At 56.9% G+C, this 19473-nt stretch carries 17 protein-coding genes; 2 read left to right on the top strand and 15 right to left on the bottom strand.

The annotated features are described in order from the left end of the window. Positions 1-30 precede the first annotated feature (30 nt). Both Q0K06_RS03510 and Q0K06_RS03505 read right to left on the bottom strand, forming a co-directional pair. Positions 31-7524 carry an LPD11 domain-containing protein gene (locus Q0K06_RS03510; RefSeq protein WP_294548664.1) on the bottom strand — a complete coding sequence of 2498 codons (7494 nt, stop codon included), beginning with the start codon at positions 7522-7524 and terminating at the stop codon, positions 31-33. A 50-nt stretch (positions 7525-7574) separates the two neighbouring features. After that, a complete protein-coding gene (locus Q0K06_RS03505) occupies positions 7575-7931 on the bottom strand; it encodes a TnpV protein (protein WP_191434622.1) in 357 nt (118 codons plus the stop codon). A 193-nt stretch (positions 7932-8124) separates the two neighbouring features. Between Q0K06_RS03505 and Q0K06_RS03500 the strand changes: the two genes are divergently transcribed. Beyond that, positions 8125-8487 carry a hypothetical protein gene (locus tag Q0K06_RS03500; RefSeq protein ID WP_148319817.1) on the top strand — a complete coding sequence of 121 codons (363 nt, stop codon included), beginning with the start codon at positions 8125-8127 and terminating at the stop codon, positions 8485-8487. A 296-nt stretch (positions 8488-8783) separates the two neighbouring features. Here Q0K06_RS03500 and Q0K06_RS03495 read toward each other — a convergent pair whose 3' ends face one another. The 11 genes from Q0K06_RS03495 to Q0K06_RS03445 form a co-directional block, all read right to left on the bottom strand. Further along, on the bottom strand, positions 8784-9440 hold the full coding sequence (locus tag Q0K06_RS03495) for a YodL domain-containing protein (RefSeq protein WP_148319818.1): 657 nt from the start codon (positions 9438-9440) through the stop codon (positions 8784-8786). Beyond that, positions 9437-10036, bottom strand: a complete 600-nt coding sequence (locus Q0K06_RS03490) for a hypothetical protein (RefSeq protein ID WP_087266606.1) — start codon at positions 10034-10036, stop codon at positions 9437-9439. Before Q0K06_RS03490 ends, Q0K06_RS03495 begins: the two co-directional genes overlap by 4 nt. Positions 10037-10038: 2 nt before the next feature. After that, the gene (locus tag Q0K06_RS03485; protein WP_087266608.1) at positions 10039-10842 is read right to left on the bottom strand and encodes a hypothetical protein; all 804 of its coding nucleotides are present in this window, start codon (positions 10840-10842) and stop codon (positions 10039-10041) included. 58 nt (positions 10843-10900) lie between these two features. Next, positions 10901-11218, bottom strand: a complete 318-nt coding sequence (locus tag Q0K06_RS03480; RefSeq protein WP_087266610.1) for a hypothetical protein — start codon at positions 11216-11218, stop codon at positions 10901-10903. A gap of 1 nt (position 11219) precedes the next feature. Next, positions 11220-12161: a ParB/RepB/Spo0J family partition protein gene (locus tag Q0K06_RS03475; protein WP_087266612.1), complete on the bottom strand. Its 942-nt coding sequence runs from the start codon at positions 12159-12161 to the stop codon at positions 11220-11222. Continuing rightward, on the bottom strand, positions 12118-12927 hold the full coding sequence (locus Q0K06_RS03470) for an AAA family ATPase (protein ID WP_294548645.1): 810 nt from the start codon (positions 12925-12927) through the stop codon (positions 12118-12120). Before Q0K06_RS03470 ends, Q0K06_RS03475 begins: the two co-directional genes overlap by 44 nt. 241 nt (positions 12928-13168) lie before the next feature. Then, a complete protein-coding gene (locus tag Q0K06_RS03465; protein WP_207757853.1) occupies positions 13169-13597 on the bottom strand; it encodes a replication initiator protein A in 429 nt (142 codons plus the stop codon). 369 nt (positions 13598-13966) lie between these two features. Further along, positions 13967-14176, bottom strand: coding sequence for a sporulation sigma factor SigK (locus Q0K06_RS03460; RefSeq protein WP_294548639.1), 210 nt, complete (start codon positions 14174-14176; stop codon positions 13967-13969). A 126-nt stretch (positions 14177-14302) separates the two neighbouring features. Next, positions 14303-14716, bottom strand: coding sequence for a DUF2871 family protein (locus Q0K06_RS03455; protein WP_294548636.1), 414 nt, complete (start codon positions 14714-14716; stop codon positions 14303-14305). A gap of 80 nt (positions 14717-14796) precedes the next feature. Beyond that, positions 14797-15222: a hypothetical protein gene (locus Q0K06_RS03450; protein WP_294548633.1), complete on the bottom strand. Its 426-nt coding sequence runs from the start codon at positions 15220-15222 to the stop codon at positions 14797-14799. Positions 15223-15349: 127 nt separating this feature from the next. Continuing rightward, positions 15350-15907 carry a TetR/AcrR family transcriptional regulator gene (locus Q0K06_RS03445; RefSeq protein WP_294548630.1) on the bottom strand — a complete coding sequence of 186 codons (558 nt, stop codon included), beginning with the start codon at positions 15905-15907 and terminating at the stop codon, positions 15350-15352. Positions 15908-16048: 141 nt separating this feature from the next. Between Q0K06_RS03445 and Q0K06_RS03440 the strand changes: the two genes are divergently transcribed. Next, on the top strand, positions 16049-16741 hold the full coding sequence (locus Q0K06_RS03440; RefSeq protein WP_294548627.1) for a DNA alkylation repair protein: 693 nt from the start codon (positions 16049-16051) through the stop codon (positions 16739-16741). A 55-nt stretch (positions 16742-16796) separates the two neighbouring features. Here the strand turns inward: Q0K06_RS03440 and Q0K06_RS03435 are convergent, their stop codons facing one another. Next, a complete protein-coding gene (locus Q0K06_RS03435) occupies positions 16797-17942 on the bottom strand; it encodes a glycerate kinase (protein WP_294548624.1) in 1146 nt (381 codons plus the stop codon). 59 nt (positions 17943-18001) lie between these two features. Then, complete coding sequence (locus Q0K06_RS03430) at positions 18002-19426, bottom strand: sodium:alanine symporter family protein (RefSeq protein ID WP_294548620.1); 1425 nt, start codon at positions 19424-19426, stop codon at positions 18002-18004. Between the last annotated feature and the right edge of the window lie 47 nt (positions 19427-19473).

Below are 19473 nucleotides of genomic sequence, written 5' to 3'. Positions count from 1 at the left end.
GGCACCCATGTTACTGGGTGCCGCTCACATCTAACGCTCCACCCCACGGCTGCGGCGAAGGGCGTTCCGTTCATTTTGTTCTTCCATTTCCTCAGCCGATGGCTCGGTCATTTCGTTGTCCCGCTGATCCATATTCAGCAGGGCGTTCAGCTCCTCCAGACGGGCGGACTTGGTGGCCAGTTCCTCCTCCTGGGCAAAGGGCTTCTGCACCTCCACCTTGGCGGTTTCCAGCTGGGCCTTGGTATCCTCCAGGGCCTGCTCAAAGTCCTTCAGACGGCTCTCCAGGCCCTCCAGGGCGTTGTCGATGCGCTGGAGGTTGCCGTATGTATCTGTGCCCAAGGTGACCGTGTGGCGCAGCTCATGGCACAAGGCAAGCTGGTATTCCCGCCGGAAGGTGTCAAAGGACAGCTCCATGGTAAAACCACGGTAGGCACCGATGACAACGGCCTCCGGGCTGGTCATGGCTTTACACGCCTCCAGAATTGCTGTGCCAGCACCCTTTTTCTCGGTATATTCCGTTCCGTGAAGCACCATGGGCGAGAACCCGTCGGGGCTGGGCTTTGTTTCCACGGCCAAGTGTGCCATATCTTTTTTATAACCGGCGATCTGCTGTTCCAAACTGGCAATGCTCTTGGGAAAGCTCTTTAGGATCTGATCCTCCAGACTGTATTTCTGACTGAGGTGGTTGGCTTTCAGCAGCTTCAGACGCCCTACGTCAATGTCCAGATCCATCTTCTCCTTGATATAGGGGTTGCCGGTACACAGGGCCTTGATCTCCGCATAGCTGAGGGCCGTTTCATCAATGTCATCGGCAGAGCGGACAGGGGATTTGCTGGTCATGATCTGGCCGATGAACTTCTGCTTGCTCTCTACCAGCTGGTAGAGATAGCTGTCAAAGGTGTTCTCCGTCACATAGGTGTAGATTTCAACCTCCTTGTTCTCGTTGCCCTGGCGGACGATGCGGCCTTCCCGCTGCTGGAGGTCAGCCGGACGCCAGGGACAATCCAGGTGGTGCAAGGCCACCAGCTTTTTCTGAACATTGGTTCCGGCCCCCATCTTTGCGGTACTGCCCAGCAGCACCCGGACTTCTCCATTACATACCTTGCCGAACAGCTCCTTTTTCTGCTGCTCGGTGTTGGCATTATGGATATAGGCGATTTCCTCGGCGGGGATACCTTTGGCAATCAGTTTGTCTCGCAGATCATCGTACACGTTGAAGCTGCCGTCGTTTTTGGGAGTGGAGAGGTCACAGAAGGCAAGCTGGGTGGACTTCCAAGCAGCGGTGCGCTGCCAGATCTCATAGATGTTGTCGGCGCAGGCGCTGACCTTGCCAGTATCGCTGTCCGGCAGCAGCGGATTAACCAGCCGCTGATCCAGCGCCAGTTTACGGCCATCGTTGGTAATCATGAGCATATTGTCCTGGCTGCTGTCCACCATCTTATTGCGGACACGCTCGGCCCGCTCACTGAGGTCTGCCACCATCTCCTTTTGATGTTCGGAGGGTTTCAGCACCACATGGTGGTAGTTGGCCTTGGGCACGGGGAGATTGAGCATATCAGCCGTTTGAATATCTGCGATTTCTTTGAACATACTCATCAATTCCGGCAAATTGTAGAACTTGGCAAACCGGGTCTTGGCCCGGTAGCCGGTGCCCTCCGGGGCCAACTCTATGGCGGTCACTGTCTCGCCAAAGGTGGAGGCCCAGGAATCAAAATGCAGAAGATCATTCCCTTGCAGGGTATCGTGCTGGAGGTATTTCTGCATGGTATACATCTCCACCATGGAGTTGGAGATAGGGGTGCCGGTGGCAAAGACCACGCCACGGCCCCCGGTCAGCTCATCCAGGTAGCGGCACTTCATGTAGAGGTCGCTGGACTTCTGTGCTTCCGTCTGGCTGATGCCGCCCACATTACGCATTTTCGTGTAAGCGGCCAAATTTTTGTAATTATGTGCCTCGTCGATGAAAAGCCTGTCCACACCCAGCTCCTCAAAGGTCACGATGTCATCTTTGCGGCTCTGGTCGTTGAGCTTATCCAGCTTGGCCTTCAAGCCCTTTTTGGTGCGTTCCATCTGCTTGATGGAGAAGTTGTCCCCGTTGCTCCGCTTCAGGTCACTGATGCCGTCTAAAACCTCCCTCAGCTGCTCCTCCAGGATAGCCCGCTGCCGCTCCAGCGACATAGGGATTTTCTCCAGCTGGGAGTGCCCGATGATGATGGCGTCGTAGTCGCCGGTGGCAATGCGCCCGCAAAACTTCTTGCGGTTTTTCGGCTCAAAGTCCTTTTTTGTGGCCACGAGAATGTTGGCAGAAGGGTAGAGCTGGAGATATTCAGCGGCCCACTGCTCAGTCAGATGGTTGGGGACGGCAATGAGAGATTTGCTGCACAGCCCTAGCCGCTTGCTCTCCTGTGCGGCGGCAACAATTTCAAACGTTTTTCCAGCCCCCACTACGTGTGCCAACAAGGTATTCCCACCGTAGAGAATGTGGGCGATGGCGTTCACTTGGTGCCGCCGCAGGGTGATTTCGGGGTTGATACCCACAAAGTTCAGGTGACTGCCATCGTACTCACGGGGCCGGATGGAGTTAAAGGTTTCATTGTAGAGCTTGCAGAGCCGTTCCCGGCGCTCCGGGTCTTTCCAGATCCAATCGGCAAAGGCTTGTTTAATCAGCTGCTGCTTGGACTGAGCGATGGCGGTTTCCTTTTTATTGAGCACCGCCGTCTTATGGCCATCAGCGTCCTCCACATAGTCGAAGATCCGCACATCTTTCAGATTGAGGGTTTCCTCGACGATCTTGTAGCCGCTGATGCGGTTGGTGCCGTAGGTGTTGTTGGCCTTGATACTGGAGCGGTCGTAGCTTTTACCCTCGATGTTCCAGTTGCCGGTCATCTTGAAGTAATGCACCTTGATGTTGAAGCGGGCATAGTTGGGGGTGTCGAACAGCTCAAACATGAACCGTGCTACATCTTCCGGCGGGAGCCAGGTGGCACCAAGGCGCACGGAGATCTCACTGGCGGTAAGATCCACCGGCTGCACGGCTTTCAGGGCCTTGGCATTGACACGGAACCGGCTGTCGGCTTCCGCAGCCTCCTCCGCCTGCCGCAGCTTCTGCCGGACATTGCCGGAAAGGTATTCGTCCGCTGTCACATAGATAGGCTTCCCCTCATCATCCACCTTGTCGGGAAGCTGAAACATCACCCCATGAAGTTCTTCCACCAGGGTTGCCTCGTCTTTTCCGGTCAGGTTGGTCATATAGGGGATGTCAATGCAGGCTTTTTCTGCCAGAGACAGGGCCAGAGCCTCCGATGCGGTGTCCACCCGGCTGACATTGACCTTTTGCTTGATGGTGCGCTTGGTAAACATATCCGCTTTGCGGATGAAGTTGCCGTCGCTGTCCGTAACCTCCAGAGAGGTCAGGAGGAAATAGGAGTTATCCGAGTGGAAGGCGGAGTTATTGGCCCGCTGGGAGATACGGCCATACCTCTCCACAAAGGTGTCATATAGGCCGTTCAGCCGCTGCTGCTCGGCGCTGATGACGTAATCCGGGTAATCCTCGGTCTGGTACTCAATGAGCTGCCGCACACAGTCCCGCAGGCCGATCAAGCCTTTGATGCGCCCCAGGGCGGTGGTGGACACCTCCACCGGATTCATGCGGCTGTTTTCTCGGTAGTAGACCTCTCCATCCACGATAGTATAGGAGAAGTTGCGCACGGTGGGGTCTGCCGGGATGGAGCGATCCTCCTCCAGCTCGTCCGCCTCCTCACGCTCATACTCCTGGATGGAGCCGCCAATGTTGCCGATGGCAGAAGTCAGCAGGTCGGAGAGTTCCTGGCCCTCGAAGGGGATACAGGCCGTCTCAGGCCCATAGGGGCCGCTGACCTCCTGCATCTCACCCAGAATCATTTCCGGGTGGTCAATGAAATACTGGTTCATCTTGAGGCCGTTTTCATTGACACCAAGATGCACCCAGTCGGGTTCAATATCTATGAGAGAATCTCTCTTTTGCAGGAACAGAATATCAGACGTGACCTCCGTGCCAGCAGCGCCCTTGAAGGTGTCATTGGGCAGGCGGATGGCACCCAGCAGGTCGGCCCGCTGAGCGATGTATTTGCGCACCGCAGGGTTTTCCTTGTCCAGGGTGCCTTTGCTGGTGATGAAGGCCACGATACCACCGGGGCGTACCTTGTCCAGGGTCTTGCCAAAGAAGTAGTCGTGGATCAGAAAGTTATGCTTGTCATAGCGCCGGTCGGCCACCTTGAAGTTGCCAAAGGGGATGTTGCCGATGGCCACATCAAAGAAGCTGTCCGGCAGGTTGGTCTTTTCGTAGCCCTGGATGGTTACAGAGGCGGTCTGGTAGAGCTGCTGGGCAATCCGTCCGCTGATCTCGTCCAGTTCAACGGCATAGCGCCTGGAGCCAGACATACGCTCCGGTATCATGCCCAGGAAGTTGCCGGTGCCGCAGGACGGCTCCAACACGTTTCCTGTCTCAAATCCCATCTGCTCCAGGGCCTGATACATGGAACGGATGACCACCGGGGGCGTGTAGAAGGCGGTCAGGGTGGATTCTCTCGCTGCCTCGTATTCCTCCGGGGAAAGCAGGTTTTTCAGCTCCAGGTAGTTGCGGTTGGTTTCTTCAAAGCAGTCCGCCAGTCCGCCCCATCCCACATACCGGGAAAGAACCTCCTGCTCCTCCGGTGTGGCCAGCCGCTCCTCGCTCTCAAGCTGCTTCAAGAGCCGGATGGCGGCGATGTTGTTCTGGTAGCGTTGGCTGGGTGTCCCAACCCCAAGGGCATCATCTGTGATGTGGTGGTCATGGCGGTCTGTTTGCTCCGGGTAGAGGACATTGGAAAGTGCTGCGGTACGGGATTTTTTGGGTTCCTTGGGCGGCTCCAGCGGGGCCGGATTTTCCAGGTAGGCCCGGATAGTGCCGATGTACTCCATTCGCAGGATGGGAAATCCCGCCGACTGCGAAAAGGTCAGGTCGGTCAACTCCACCTGATTGGTGGCAAGATCTACGCTGTGTACCCGGTATCTGCGCCCATCCTGCTCAAATTCAGTTTCACCGGGGATCAGGTTGGCCTGGGCGTATTCCTCATTGGTCAATTCGTGCTGAACCGCAGGAGCCGCCTGGGAAAGCTGGCCCTTTTCATCCAGGGCCGGGTGAAGGATAGCTTGTACCTGTTCCCGAAGGCCGGGAGTATCCTTCAGCTGCGCCTCGTTGATCCACTCATACGCCTCATCCCAAGTCTTAAAGACTGATGGGTACCCAAATTCCCCTGCGGAAAATGTGATCTCCGATCTTCCTTCCCATAGGGTGAACAGGAAACCGGCGGTTTCCATGGCCTGAACGATAATTTTCTCCCTGTCTGAGAGGGTATCAATGACGGCCTGTTTTTTTGCGGCCTGTTCCGCCTCCCACGCCTTTACCTCGGCTTCCAGGTCGGGAAGCGGCTCCGCTTGTCCCTGCTCCGGGACTAGATGCTCCAAAGCGTTTTCCCTGACCTGAGCGTGTGCTGCCGGGTCAGGGTACTCTCCGATAATGCGAAGGTAACGCTCCTCCTTCAGGTCATAGACAGCAGCACCGTCATAACGAAAGCCATCATCCTCCATGGTGCCGTCCACATACCCCTGGGCCACTCGCTCCGCTTCTTCCAGGGTCTGATAATCCAACCGCTCATCAAAGCCGTTCTCAAAGTGGTGGTAGACAGCCACCTGATACCGGGCGGCCATGCGGTCGGCGTAATCCTCGATCTGCTCCCTGGTGAGCCAGTTCGGTTTTTCGGGCAGAGCATCGTACAACTCCCGCATTTTGTGGATCTGTGCGGACACATTTCCGGCCCATAGGTGCTTCTCGTTTCGATGGCCTTCTCCCAGAAAATACTCACAGTCGGTGCGCAGCCGGTCAAGCAGGCGATAGTTGCCGCTGTAATCCCGTGTATCAGTGGGCTGTGCCTGTTCCTGGGGCATATCAGGCAGGAAATATTGTTCGTTGAGTGGATTTTCCTCCAGTTTCCGATCAAAGTCAGCACGGGGGAACTCTTGGGTGAACAGCGGAAATTCCGGGTCGTAAAGCGTGACGGTAGTTTCCCCAAGAGACTGCATCTCATAGGGTTTTGTGCCGATGTAGACCGTACTGCCCAAGGGAATCTGATACCGGCGGGGGCCGCTGAACCGCTCCATGACTGTTTCACGGCGCTCCGTTGCCCCTGCGGGCAGGGAGGAAACAAGGACATCATGGTTGCGCCGCATCCGGTTGGTGTAGTGCTCCAGCCGGTGAGCGGGAAGGCCGCACATTTCCACTCGGCCAACCCCAGGGACGGGGCGGGTGGTCAGGGTCAGTCCCAGCTCCGGCGCAAGGGCCTTGGCATCCTCTCCATACAGCTCATAGAAATCTCCCACCTGAAACAGCACCACATGGTCGGGGTATCGCTCCTTGACGGCGTTGTACTGCATGGGGGTAGGCTCCTGGCCCTCCGGCACCTTCTGGCTGACAAGCTCATCTTCATACTCCGCCATGGCCTCCGGGGAGAGGTAGCGGTCTTTGCGCACCAGATTCTCAATACGGTGAGCGACTTTCACCCAGGAGAGATTGATTTCCGGGCAGTTTCGTTTGGTGAAGCGGATACCCTTACTGTCGTAGTCCTCATGGCTGTATCCAGACCTGGACAGGGCGTGGGAATTACTGCCTGTACCGTACTCCTTCCGCAGAAAGTCCGCCTTTTCCTTGGTGTCGTGCGGCTCCTGAAAGAAGCCGTAGATCCGCTTCGGCCCGCCCTCAAAGTGGCTTCCGCCAGAAAGGGCCTCGTCAATCTCGTCCTCCGTGATAAAGGGCATGATGGCGGGCAGTTCCGTCAAGGTGGTGCTGAAGGTCTTGCGGGGCAAGTCCAGTTCCTCCAGGCGGTTCAGCACACCACGAAAATCGTGGTAGTGAAAGCGCATGATAGAGCGATCTTCCTGATAGGCGGCAAGAAATGTCCGGTATTCGTTCAGCAGAGTTTTTCGGAAGTCCGGGTCTGCCAGAAGGTCGGAAAGGCGGGGTTGATCTTTCGGAAAGTCCAGCCATTTTGCTCCGTCGGTCAGGCAGGGAAGGAAATCATTCGGGTGATCTTCCCGGTTTAGGTCACGGTACAGATAAATCAGACTTTCCGCCAAAAGGCTGCGCTCATACCCGTCGGCCTCCAACAGCTCCACGTTGCTGGCAAACTGACCGGCCTCCAGCAGCTCTCCGATGCGCTGGGCCACACTCTCCCAGGGGATGACCTGGGCGTTGGCTTCATATCTGGCCCGATCTCCATTGGCAAGGTGGATGCCGTCCTCGTCATACCATGCGGCCATGGGGCCGTGCTCCGTGGTGATGCCGTTGCCGCCGTGATAGAGGGCCTGGAGGCGGGTGATCATAAGGGGCAGGGGAATGTCCATCTGAAACAGATGGATCACCCTCATCCGCAGCTGATCCGTATTGCCGCCGTAGCGCAGGAACTGGTCAACCGCTTGCTGTCCAACAAAAAAAGCGGAGGATGTAGGCAATACATTCTCCGCTTCCGTAGGTGCGTTATGAACTTGTTCCGCTGGGGGGATTAGCTGTAAATCAGCTGCCGGAGTACCACTTCCTCCGCCGATGCCTTGAAGTTGTTCATGGCCTGTACCCACGCCATCTGATTGGTGGCCTTCATCTCCTCGTCCACCCGGTTCTGCTGTGCCAGCTCTCTCGTCAGCTGCTCTACCATCTCGGTGGCCCTCCGGTCGATGTCCATCAGGTGCCCGTCCAGCTTGCCCGCCAGCAGCAGCCGGTCGTACAGCATCGCCTTGTTCTCCTTCAGGTACGTCTTGTGTAGCATCCCGTACTTGCCCATCGGGGCTTCCTCCGTCTCCGGCAAGGTCAGGTCGGGATACAGGTACTCCCCGATCTGTGTGTAGGTCAGTTCCTCGGTCATAGATTTCATTCTCCTTTCGTGCCGCCCTGGGTTGTTCCTCTGTGGCTCTATCATACACAGGGTTTCGCTGCTTGGCAAATTTTGCAGTGCGCTCCTGCTGCTGAATGGTGCGCCCAATCTCCAGCAGCACCATTTTTGAGATGGAATTGGAGGCGTTGCCCAGAACAGATACCGTTTCATAGGTAGAGAAATCGTGGATGAATTCAAAATCCGTCTCATCGAAGTAGCGGTCTGCGTCATAGCCGCAACGGGTCAGCACCGTGTAGGCAAGGCTGTTTGCCAGCAGGGTTTTCAGCCGCACGGAGAGATTCAGGTCATCCAAATCTTCCAGGAAGCTATCCTCCCTGGTGTTGCGCAGTTCTTCCAGATAATCGGTCAGATTGTCCTCCGCAATCGCCTGGCTCATGGAACAGATCTGTTCCACGAAAGAGACGCCGGGTTCTCGCTCCACCTCAAAGCTGTTGCTGATGGATTCCAGCACAGCCTCCTCATAAGCGGGTTCCATCTGCCAGAGCTGCGGCTCCTGGGGGCGGTGACGTCCAGGGTGCGTGTCTGATACATTAAAGACATACTTGAGCCGGGTCTTGTGGCCGGAGTCATCCAACAGGGCAATGCCCCTGCTGCCCCGGTTTACCCAGCGATCCATCCGACTGTTCCAGAACTCAATGGTGGCACAGGCGGTGGCGTCGGGCCGCTGGACATGGATCAGAAGCTGATCCCGGAAGGGGTATTTATAAATCCTGGCGGCAGTTTTTAAGTACCGCTGCCAGTTCCCACGCACAGAGGCCAGTTCCAGGGTTTTCTTCTGGCTGAACTCCGTGACGATTTGCAGCTTGCTCGCCATGTTTCCTCCTATCGTTCAAATTCATGCTTGTGCTTGTTCTTTTCCGGCTTGTTCTGCTGGGGAAGCTGCGCCGCAAAGCTGTCGGGCAGCTCCTGGAATTTTTCGGCCTCCACATAGTAGGCGGCCTGCTTGCCACTTTGATTGACCAGCAGAATATCGCTGTCGCAGAGAGCGCGGAGGGTGCCGCCTCCGGGCCGGTGCTCCATGCCGTGCTTTTTGCGAAGATCCTCCAGCGTGGTTCCAGGGCCGAGGTTGCCACGATACACACAGCGGTAATCGGCGGGCCTGATTCGCCCCTTGGCCCGTTCATAGGCGCAGCAGAAGTAATCCGTCTTGATGACATCTTTGATCTGGTAGAGTGCGTAGGTGTCGCAGCAGTCCTGCTCTCTCGGATGCTCCGGCAGGTAGGTGTAGCCGTTGCGCCACGCCATTTCCGCAAACTCCATGATGTGAAAGCCGCACTGCCCTATGTAGATGTGGTAGTCATCGATGTAGGAGCACTGCTGCTTCATCTGAGTGCCGTCCGGCTTTGTCATAATGATGCTGCTGTGGTTAGGCAGGCGAAAGAGCGTGTTGTAGTTGCAGTCCACAAACCGCATATCCCGTACCCCATTCGGATTGGGAAAGGCGCATACGCCCGCAATGTTGATAGGTTCCTGGCTCATCGTTCATGCCCTCCTCTTGCTTTTTTCGGCGGGGTGCGGTCATGCTCCTTCATCTTTTCCTGCGCCCAATCGGGCAGTTTGGTGAGATCTGCAATCCCCAGGACATCCGAGGCATCCCACCGGCACCGCTCACCAGAAAACAGCTCCTGAAAGTACACGGCTCTGCCTCTTGCTCCTGAGCTGCACCCAAAGCCGCCGACTGCGTACCCAAGCTGGCAATCTGCCGTGCGGTACTCAGCCGCCAAGCTGGTCGGCCTGAGAATCACAAGTTTGCCCTCCAGGGATTCTTTCTCGCCACGCTCACGACAATGCTCGGCTCCTAGCACCTCAATGGGTACAGCACGCTTCTCCCGGAATTCCGCCACCGCCTTTTGCTGCTCCTGCAAACGATTCAGAAAAATTTGCATGATCTCGATATAACTGTCACCGGCAACAGCCTGGGGAAAGATTTTCTCACCCAGCAGGTTATATTGCTGATAACAGGTCATGTAGGGCGTTTCCTTGTCCCTGGGATTGTAGCCCAGAAGCATCATGCGCCCGCCCAAACGGATGGACTGGAGGATTTCGTAATCCCCCGCCATTTCGGGGACAGCCATCTTTAACGCTCCCTTCCTGTGGAATCTTTCTGTTTATGAGTTTCCCGCCGCAAATGGCGATGCAGTGCGTAAAGCATGGTAACGTGTGTTTCAAAGCATTTCATGGCTTCTGCGTACTCTGTAAAGCTCGTATGTGCAGGATTTGGCTTGTGATTTGGTTGCCAGTCCCAAACAGCATACTGGTGGGAATCCTGAGAGTGGAACCCCACTGCAATTTCACGATCTTCCATGCTCACAGATGCCATCATCGTGTAGCCTTTATATTGTTCCGTGGTATGATGGAAAGAGCCGTTCCCCAGGTACAGGGTATAGCTTCCGTTTTGCCCTTGCTGATAAGAGACGGGGATCATAAGCTCTCCTGTGACCAAGTTGGGGTGGTAGGTGTAACCCAGCCGTTCTTCCATCATCATCTTGGGCATAGAGGAAAAGTCGATGTAATAGGCATCCGCCCCCATGATGTGGTAGGTGTGAAGTTTCCCCTTCACTGGGAAATAGGTGGACAAGACGGGATGTTTGATGTGGCCGGTGATGGCAACGCTCTTTTCCTTGGATGCCCTGTCGAGATAGAACTGGGGCTGTGCGCCGGGGACATCCCAGCCGCACATGGAGCCGCAGATCATGGCTTCCAGCTGCGCCAGTGTGATCCCCATGCGGCTGTTGGTGAAGTCCGCAATGTTTTTGTTTTCCTCCCGACTGTCTGTGTTCCACTCGCTGCGGTAGTACCCACGCTCGCCTCGCTTAATCACAATCAGTTCCCCGGTGCTGGGCAGGATAGAACAGCATTGTTCCGGTAGTGCTCCGCTCATTTTGACCTCCTTTTAGGCAACAAAAAACGGCCCTACGAGCCGCTTATCACAACTTGATTTAGTTTTCCGGCTGGTGATTTTCCGGTGCCGGTTTTCCCTGACATGGGGTTCTGTGCAGTATATAACGCACTCCGCTGATATGCCCTTCCGGACTGTATTCCCGGTGCCGCTCCACATAGCCGGCTTTCTCCAGCTCACGAACGGCATTGCCAACCGCCTCGATCCCATCCCGGCTCAGTTCTGCCAAATTGCGGACAGTGAAATTCCAGGTCGGTTCCTGAAGCAGCATGATAGAGAATAAACCCTTTGCCTTCAAGGAAAGGGTTTCGTTCTCTAAATGATGCTCCCGCATAAGAATCTGATCCATCTCGTTCATATCATCGCTCCTGTTCCCGCATTTTCTTTCTCTGCCACTGATCCAGGAGCCGGATAATTACTTCTTCCATCTGCTTGGGGGTATAGCTGGGCGGGAAGTATTTTTGCAGGCGATCATTTTTTAAGGTCACTTTCCGGGCCAGGGACTTGTCCTCCCGAAGAAGCACCTCCATGACATTGGCATCCAGCTTTCCCTCCTCACTCAGTTCCTTAAGACGCTTGGCCTGTCCCAGGCTGGGAGATACCTCATCCCGTTCCATGATGACCAACAGGGCAGTTTGCTCTTTTTCGCTCAGATGGGAAATGTAGTCCGCTGCGGGCGTGACCTTCAAAATCCCGTTGTCCACCTGCTCCAGCAGGGGAGGGATCAGCTTTGTTAGATTTACATACCGCTGTATTTGGGTTGCGCTTTCGCCAACTTGCTCAGCTAAAATATCCTTCGATTTTCCACGGATAAAATGGAGTCCAACTTGGCCCCCATTTTCTTTTGAGGGTCGTCCGGCCTGTCGCTTCATGGCCTCCAACTTCAGGCTGTACGCCCTGGCCTTTTCACTGGGCAGCAAGTCCTCACGGGTGATGTTATAGTCCACCACCAGAATGTCAGCCTCATCGTCCGTGTACTCCCGGATGATAACCGGCAGGCTTTCCAGACCCACCGTCCTGGCGCAATAGTCACGGCGATGGCCGGAGATAATCTCGTAGCCGCCCTCCGTCCGGGGGCGGACGATTAGCGGTTCCGCAACCCCCACCTGCTCGATGCTGTCCATAAGCCGAACCAGATCCGGCGTGGGCCGCTTGATGGAGTATGGCTGTCTGGCATAGGGGTAGATCTCACCGACGGGTATGTTCAGGATGCGCTCGTGGGTGTCCTGCTGCCGTTCCTGCTCACTTTTGAACAGATCATCGAGTGAGGCCAGGCCCATGTTTTTGACGTTGCCTGCCAAGGTTCATCACCTCCCTGGTAAAAGATTCATATGCGCTTGCTACCCGTCCCTCCTTGTCGTGTTCAAAGATGTTTTTGTGCTCCAAGCTGATCTCAGCGGCACGGATAGAACGGGGAATTTCGCTGTGGAACACCCCGCCTCCATAGGCTACCCGGATTTGCTCAATAACGCCACGGGAAAGAGTGGTGCGGCTGTCAACCATCGTCATCAGGATGCCGCCGATCTCCAGTCCGGGATTCAGCTGACGCTTTACCCGCATTACGGTTTTAAGTAATTGCTCTAAGCCCTTGGCGGGCAGGTAGTGAGCCTGTACCGGGATGATAACGCTGTTGGCTGCTGTCAGTGCGTTGATGGTCAGCATCCCCAGGGAAGGCATACAGTCCACGATGGCATAGTCGTAGTCCCTCTGGACGGTAGAGAGATATTGCCGCAAGACCGTCTCCCGGCTCATTGTGTTGACCAGCGTTACCTCGGTGGCGGACAGCTCTATGTTGGCAGGCATCAGATCCACGCCGTCCTGATGGTGCAGAATGCCATCGTGCGGCTCAATGGGCTTATCGGTGATGATCTTCCCCATGACCGTTGCCAGGGTAGGGTTCAGCTCGTCCGGCTGCTCCCAACCGAGAAGTTGGGTGAGATTACCCTGAGCATCTGCGTCAACCAGAAGAACTTTTTTACCTTGCCGAGAAAGACCAATGGCCAAACTTGCTGCCGTGGTGGTCTTGCCGACGCCGCCTTTTTGATTGGCCAGTGCGATTGTGTGCATTTATAACACCTCCGTTTCGATTGTCAGCTTGCCCTTTTGAAGGGCAGGCTCTCTTATTCTTTTTTCGGTATGTATTCTTTCTTTACTCCAGTCAGTATCACTATACTCAGTCTTATTACCCTCGGTTTTTCCGAGGTCTTGACCTCTGATTTCCCGAGGTTTAGAGTTCTGCTTTTCGGAGGTCTTGACTTCTGTTTTTCGGAAGTCTTGACTTCTGTTTTTCCGAGGTCTTGACCTTCGATTATCCGAAGTCTTGACCTCTGTTTTTCCGAGGTCTTGATTTCGGTCTTTCCGAAGTCTGTTTTTCTCCGGCGAAGTTTTTGACGTAGATCAGGGAGGCCCGTCCTTGACCTTGCCTTACCCGCTCAATCAGACCAACTCCTTTCTTGGTGTCCAATTCGTTGAACAGCTTGATTGCCTTCTCTGTCTTGTACCCAAGCGTCTCCGCAACGTCATCCAGGGTAAATATGATATATACCCGGCCTTGCTCGTCGTGCCACCCGTTCTTCATGGACAGGCTCATGCGGTCAAGCAGGATGCCGTAGAGCAGCTTGGCATCTGTCGATATGCCAGCAAACCGGCTGTCTGTAAAGAGCAGCTTGGGGATACGGTAAAATGAAAACTGTTCTGCTTCATAACCGTAATAATAAGAAAGCTCCACGGAAGCCATAACGATCACCCCCTATCAAAAAAGGAGAGCGTATTCAAAACGCTCTCCTTGAACAAATAATATGATACTGATATATTCGATTTGAAATTCATCGCTCAAGCAAAGGTGATACCATGATTGATGCAGTGAGCGATGTGTGATACAAGGGCCAAAGCAACTTTTCCACAAGCAAAGCCAAGAACCCTTGTCCCACAATGGATTCTCGGGCTTGTCCATATAAAATTCATGGGGGCATCTCCAGCTCTGTATCATGCAGGCAACAAGATACTGGCCTCATAGAGGATGTCCAAATGCCGGTTATAGCCATCCACTCGCACTGAGCCTGACAGTAGCTTTGCACCGCCGCTACACTCGGATTTGTCGTTTGCTTCAACCGTTATTTATGATGTGTGCCACCAGGCGGAGATTGTGCTCAATTAGAATATTCCGGGCCTCCAAATCTCCGGCGGCGCAGCGCTCCAGGTACATCCGCTCCTCCTCTGCCTTCAGCGGGCGGGGAAAAGAACCTCCGCTTCCCCCGGAGAGCCGCAGTGTGACAAAGAGTCCATTGAGCATCAGAAGCAGCCATGCGGTCAACATACTATCACCCTCCATTTTTCTGCATGATAAGGTATCCTATTCCCGTCCGGCACGTCCTTATGTTTTTCAGACGAAAAAGCCGCCCGGACGCACAATGCGCGTCCGGGCGGCTCTTCTGGGAGGCGTTTACTTGTCAGAGACGGACTTTCGGATCTGGAGGAGGAGCAGCAGCAGGCTGACTCCCAGCAGAATGTGGCCGATACCCGCCACACCGGACAGTGCGCCGTTCATAGCGGAGGACAGGCTGGTCCCCAGCACCTGAGCCACGCCCCGGAGCAGAAGGGTCAGGCCGGTCAGGTTCAGTCCTGTATGGTACACGGCCAGCACCTTTCCCGTCCCGGCGCCGGAGAAGCCCACCGTTTTTTCCAGCAGCAGGAGCAGCAGGAAAAACATCATGCCCAGCATAAAGTAGTGGGGATGGATGGCAGAGAGCACCGTGCGGCCGGTAAAGCCGTTGAGCTTGGTGAACTCCCGGTAGAACACGCCAAAAATCATGGCAATCACAGCATAAACCACCGCAGTATTGGCATAACGCTTCATAACAGAATCTCTTCCTTTCTCTTTCCGCGGCCTGCCCCAGGGCAGGCCGGAGTTGTTCGGACATTCGCCCGTTTTTTATGTCAACCGCACGTCGCCCTGCGGACCGCTCTGCCATAGTTGCGGCCAAACAGGCATCCAGCCAGCAGCAGAGCTGCCCCCAGTCCGGAGTAGAACACGGCGATGAACCGCTCCGGCGCCAGGCCGGAGGCTCTCAGGCCGATACCCCCGGCCATCATTACCGCCATGACGGCAAAAGCCTTGCCGTCGAAGAATTTCAGGAAAAACTGGGGCTTCTCTTCCATACCCGCAATGCGGCCTGTATGTTTTTTCACCAGCTTTCCGAACACAAAGCGCTGAAACAGCCCAAAGACCACGGCGGACAGCAGCAGATTCACCGCCGTCACATGGGCTGGATAGGCCTGCAGGCCAATCCGCAGAATGTTGAACCCCGCCGCCCCCCACACCAGGCAGGCCAGCAGCAGGAGGGTATTCTTCCGCACCTTCACAGTATAATCACCCCTCTGTCTGAACTTCGTTCATTTTCTCTCCTGAAAAAGCCCGCCCCCAGCGTCCGGCCAATGGCCGGGCGCATGAGAGTACGGGATATTTATATTTCAGGCGTTCTAACATCCGTCAGTAGACAGTCCTTCGGATCAGCTCCAGAACGGAAGCTGGGTTGTAATCACCTCGGAGAAGCGCGGATAAAAAGAGGGAAAACAGGATATCCGCGAATTTTTCCGCTGTAAATTCCCTGTCAAAGGCATCGGGTCTGACCTTGGGGTCCTGCTTCAGCACAGTACACAATCCACCCTGAATGTGCTGCCAGGTCTGCGCCATCCGCTTTTTGCCGCCGGTCTTCTCTATGTCCAGAAATCCCATGGAATGGAGGGTGAAGAACCCCGGGTACGCCCGGCCGCCGTACTCCATACGCCGGTAAATCCAGACGACGCAGGCCAGGGTGTCCCGGAACACCTCTTCCCGCCCGGGCAGGCGGAAGATATCGCACCAGACGCTCTCCACTGCGGCGGATACCAGGTCGGCCTTGGAGTCGAAATAGTTGTAGATGGACCCCACAGACACGCCGCAGGCCCCTGCCACAGAACGAATGCTGACTGCGGACCAGCCCTGGCTGCGAATCAGCTCCCGGCTGGCGGCAAGAATCTCCTCTTTGGATGTGACCACAGTATTCATGTCCCAACCTCCAATATGAACAGTGTTCATTATAGAGTTTCTCCCTCTCCCCTGTCAAGCGTTTTCTCTTCCGGGGATGATTTGTGCGCTGACAGCAGGCAATTTTCGTGCTATACTGGAGACAAACACGGCGGAAGGAGTATGGATATGGAGAACATTCAGGACAGGCTGTTTGCCCTCCAGGATTTGGACTACCGGCAGTTTCATGCCAAGCTGATACCAACTGTGGACCCGGAGCGGATCATCGGCGTGCGGACGCCTGCTCTTCGAAGACTGGCCAAGGAGCTGAAGGGCACAGCCGAAGCGGAGGCCTTTCTCCATGCGCTTCCTCACCACTACTATGAGGAGAATAATCTCCACGGCCTGCTTCTCTGCGCCCGGTCCGGATACGAGGAGACAGTGGCCGGGCTGGAGATCTTTCTCCCCCATGTGGATAACTGGGCCACCTGTGACCTGCTCTCTCCCAAGGCCTTCCGCACTCACCCGCCCCAGCTCCCCGGCCAGATCCGCCGCTGGCTGGACAGCGATGACACTTATACCATCCGTTTTGGTCTGGGGATGCTCATGTCCTTCTATCTGGACGAGTATTTCCGCCCGGAGTACCTGGACTGGGCGGCAGAGGTGAAGAGCCAGGAGTACTATGTGCGGATGATGGCGGCCTGGTACTTTGCCACCGCCCTGGCCAAACAGTATGACGCCGCTCTCCCCTACCTGACAAGCCGCCGGCTGGAGCAGTGGACCCACAACAAGACCATACAGAAAGCGCTGGAGAGCTACCGCATTACGCCGGAGCAGAAGCAGGTGCTCCGGGCCCTGCGATGGAAAAACAGCTAAAAATGACGGAAGGCTATGGGCCTTCCGTCATTTTTACGTTTTACGTTCCAGATGCTCAGCCCTTCATCTCCTCCGCCGCTTTGATGAGGCGGAGCAGGTTATCCGCCGTGCGGGCCAGGTTTTCCGCGCTCTTGCTTCGGGAGATGGAGAAGTCCTCGGGCAAACGGTTGATGGAGAACACAGCGGTGACGCCCATGCCGTAGGCCGGGTCGATGCCGTCGTCCGCGCCGCCTGCGATGACAATAACAGGCACGTTCTGGAGCTTTGCCCGCCTGGCCACGCCGATAACCGCCTTGCCCCGGAGGGACTGGCGGTCCATCCTGCCCTCGCCGGTGAAGATCAGGTCCGCACCGGCGATAGCGTCGGCAAAATGGACGGCATCCAGCACGGTCTCAATGCCCATCTGGAGTCGGGCGCCGAAGAATGCCGCCATGCCCGCGCCCATGGCGCCGGCAGCGCCGGAGCCGGGCATGAAGGCCAGATCCTGTTCCAGATCCCGTTTGATGATTTCGGCCAGATGCCTGATGCCCTTGTCCAGAAAGCGGACCATCTCCGGGCCGGCGCCCTTCTGGGGCCCAAATACGCAGGACGCGCCGGCGGGACCGTACATGGGGTTGTCGATGTCGCACATGGCCACAATCTCCACGCGCTCCAGCCGCTTGTCCCGACCGGACATATCGATGCGGGCAATCTCATGGGCGGTGCCGCCGGTGGGTACAAAGGCCTCGCCCTTATTGTTGTAGAACTTCACGCCCACCGCAGCCGCCGCGCCGCAGCCGCCGTCGTTGGTGGCGCTGCCGCCCAGGCCCACGATAATCTTCTTTGCGCCCCGGGCGGCGGCGGCCAGGATGAGCTCTCCCACGCCGTAGGTGGTGGTCTTGCAGGGGTCCTTCCGGCCCTCCACCAGCGGCAGGCCGGCGCAGGCAGCCATCTCGACGACGGCGGTCTCCCCGCCGTCAATGAGGCCGTAGAAGCCCTCCATATCCTCGAAATAGGGGTTCTTGACGGTGAGCTTCACCTTCTCGCCCCCCAGTGCGGTGAGAAAACAGTCCACGCTGCCCTCGCCGCCGTCAGCCACGGGGATGGACACCACCCGGCAGTCCGGGAAGTGCTCTGCCACCTTGCCGCCGATAATTTCGCAGATCCGGGCGGAGGACAGGGTGCCTTTGAAGGAATCGGGAATCAGAACAACTTTTTTCATATTGCGTCCCCCTGACGAAAAACCGTCTGCCGCGGCGGCAGGAACTCCTCAGTCTGTGCTCAGTATAGCGGCTTCCCGCTGGAAACGCAAGCAGCCCTCTGTTTTCCCCCGCGTTTTTCCACCCACACCCGCCAAAGCGCCAGGGCCTCCGGCGAGAGGACGAGAATGGCGGTCAGGTTGGGCAGGGCCATAAGGCCGTTGAAAATGTCCGCCATCTGCCACACGGCGGACATGTCCCCCACAGCTCCCGCCACAATCATCACCAGGAACACAGCCCGGTAGACTGGCTGCAGCCGGTGGGAGCCGGTGAGGTACTGGAGGCCCCGCTCGCCGTAGTAGCTCCAGCCCAGCAGGGAGGTGAAGGCGAAGAGCAGCAGGCACACCGCCACAAAGGCCCCGCCCCAGGGACCGTACACGGTGGAAAAGGCGGCGGCGGACAGCGGAGCGCCCAGCATGGCGTCAGTCACCGTGCCGCTCTGGATGGCGGTCAGTGCCTCCGCCGGGTGGTAGACGCCGGTGGTGAGGATGACCAGGGCAGTCATGGTGCATACCACCAGGGTGGCCACAAAGACCTCAAAGATGCCCCACATGCCTTGCTCCGCAGGCTCCTTCACGTCGGAGGCGGCGTGGGCCATGGCGGAGGAGCCCATGCCCGCCTCGTTGGTGAACACCCCACGGGCAACGCCGTACCGCATAGCCTTTGCTATGCCGTAGCCCAGTCCGCCGCCCACTGCCGCCGACGGGGTCAGGGCCCCGGTGACAATGGCCTCCAGCGCCCCGGGCAGGGCGGAGGCGTTGACCGCCAGCACCACCCCGCTGCCGCCGATAAACAGCAGGGCCATAGCGGGCACTAGGCGTTCGCTCACCGCGCCGATGCGGCCGATGCCCCCCAGAATCACCGCCCCGGTGAGCGCTGCCGTCACCACTCCCACTGCCAGCCGGTTCCAGCCGAAGCTGTGGGCCAACGCGGTGGCGATGGAGTTGGCCTGGACCATGTTCCCGCCCCCAAGGGATGCCCCCACACAGCACAGGGAGAAAAAGCAGGCCAGCCCCCGGCTGCCCAGGCCCCGCTCCATGTAGCACATGGGCCCTCCCTGCCAGCCCCCGTCCGGAGATGGCTCCCGGTAGCGGACGGCCAGGGTCTTCTCCAGGCAGCCCGTCATCATGCTCAGAAAGGCGGACACCCACATCCAGAACACCGCCCCCGGCCCGCCGTAGAAGATAGCGGTGGCCACCCCGGCGATGCTGCCTGTGCCGATTGTGGAAGCCAGGGCGGTGGAGAGGGCCTGAAGCTGGGTAATACCCCGGCCGGTCTTTCTCTTGTCTCTCTGGAATACCGAGCCCAGTGTGGTTTTCAGCCATACCGGCAGGCCGAAAAGCTGAAAAAAGCCTGTCCGCACCGAGCAGTATAAGCCCACCAGCAGAAACAGCCCCAGCAGCCAAGGGTTCCAGATAAAATCCCCCAGCCGCTCCAAAAAGGCCATGGTACCACCTCCTCTGTCCACAGGTATGCGCCCTCCGGTGGAATTAT

It is taken from the genome of uncultured Pseudoflavonifractor sp., from assembly GCF_944387805.1.
Lineage (GTDB): Bacteria > Bacillota > Clostridia > Oscillospirales > Oscillospiraceae > Pseudoflavonifractor.
The sequence above is the reverse complement of the archived record's forward strand: the minus strand, read 5'-3'. Positions and strand labels throughout refer to the sequence as shown.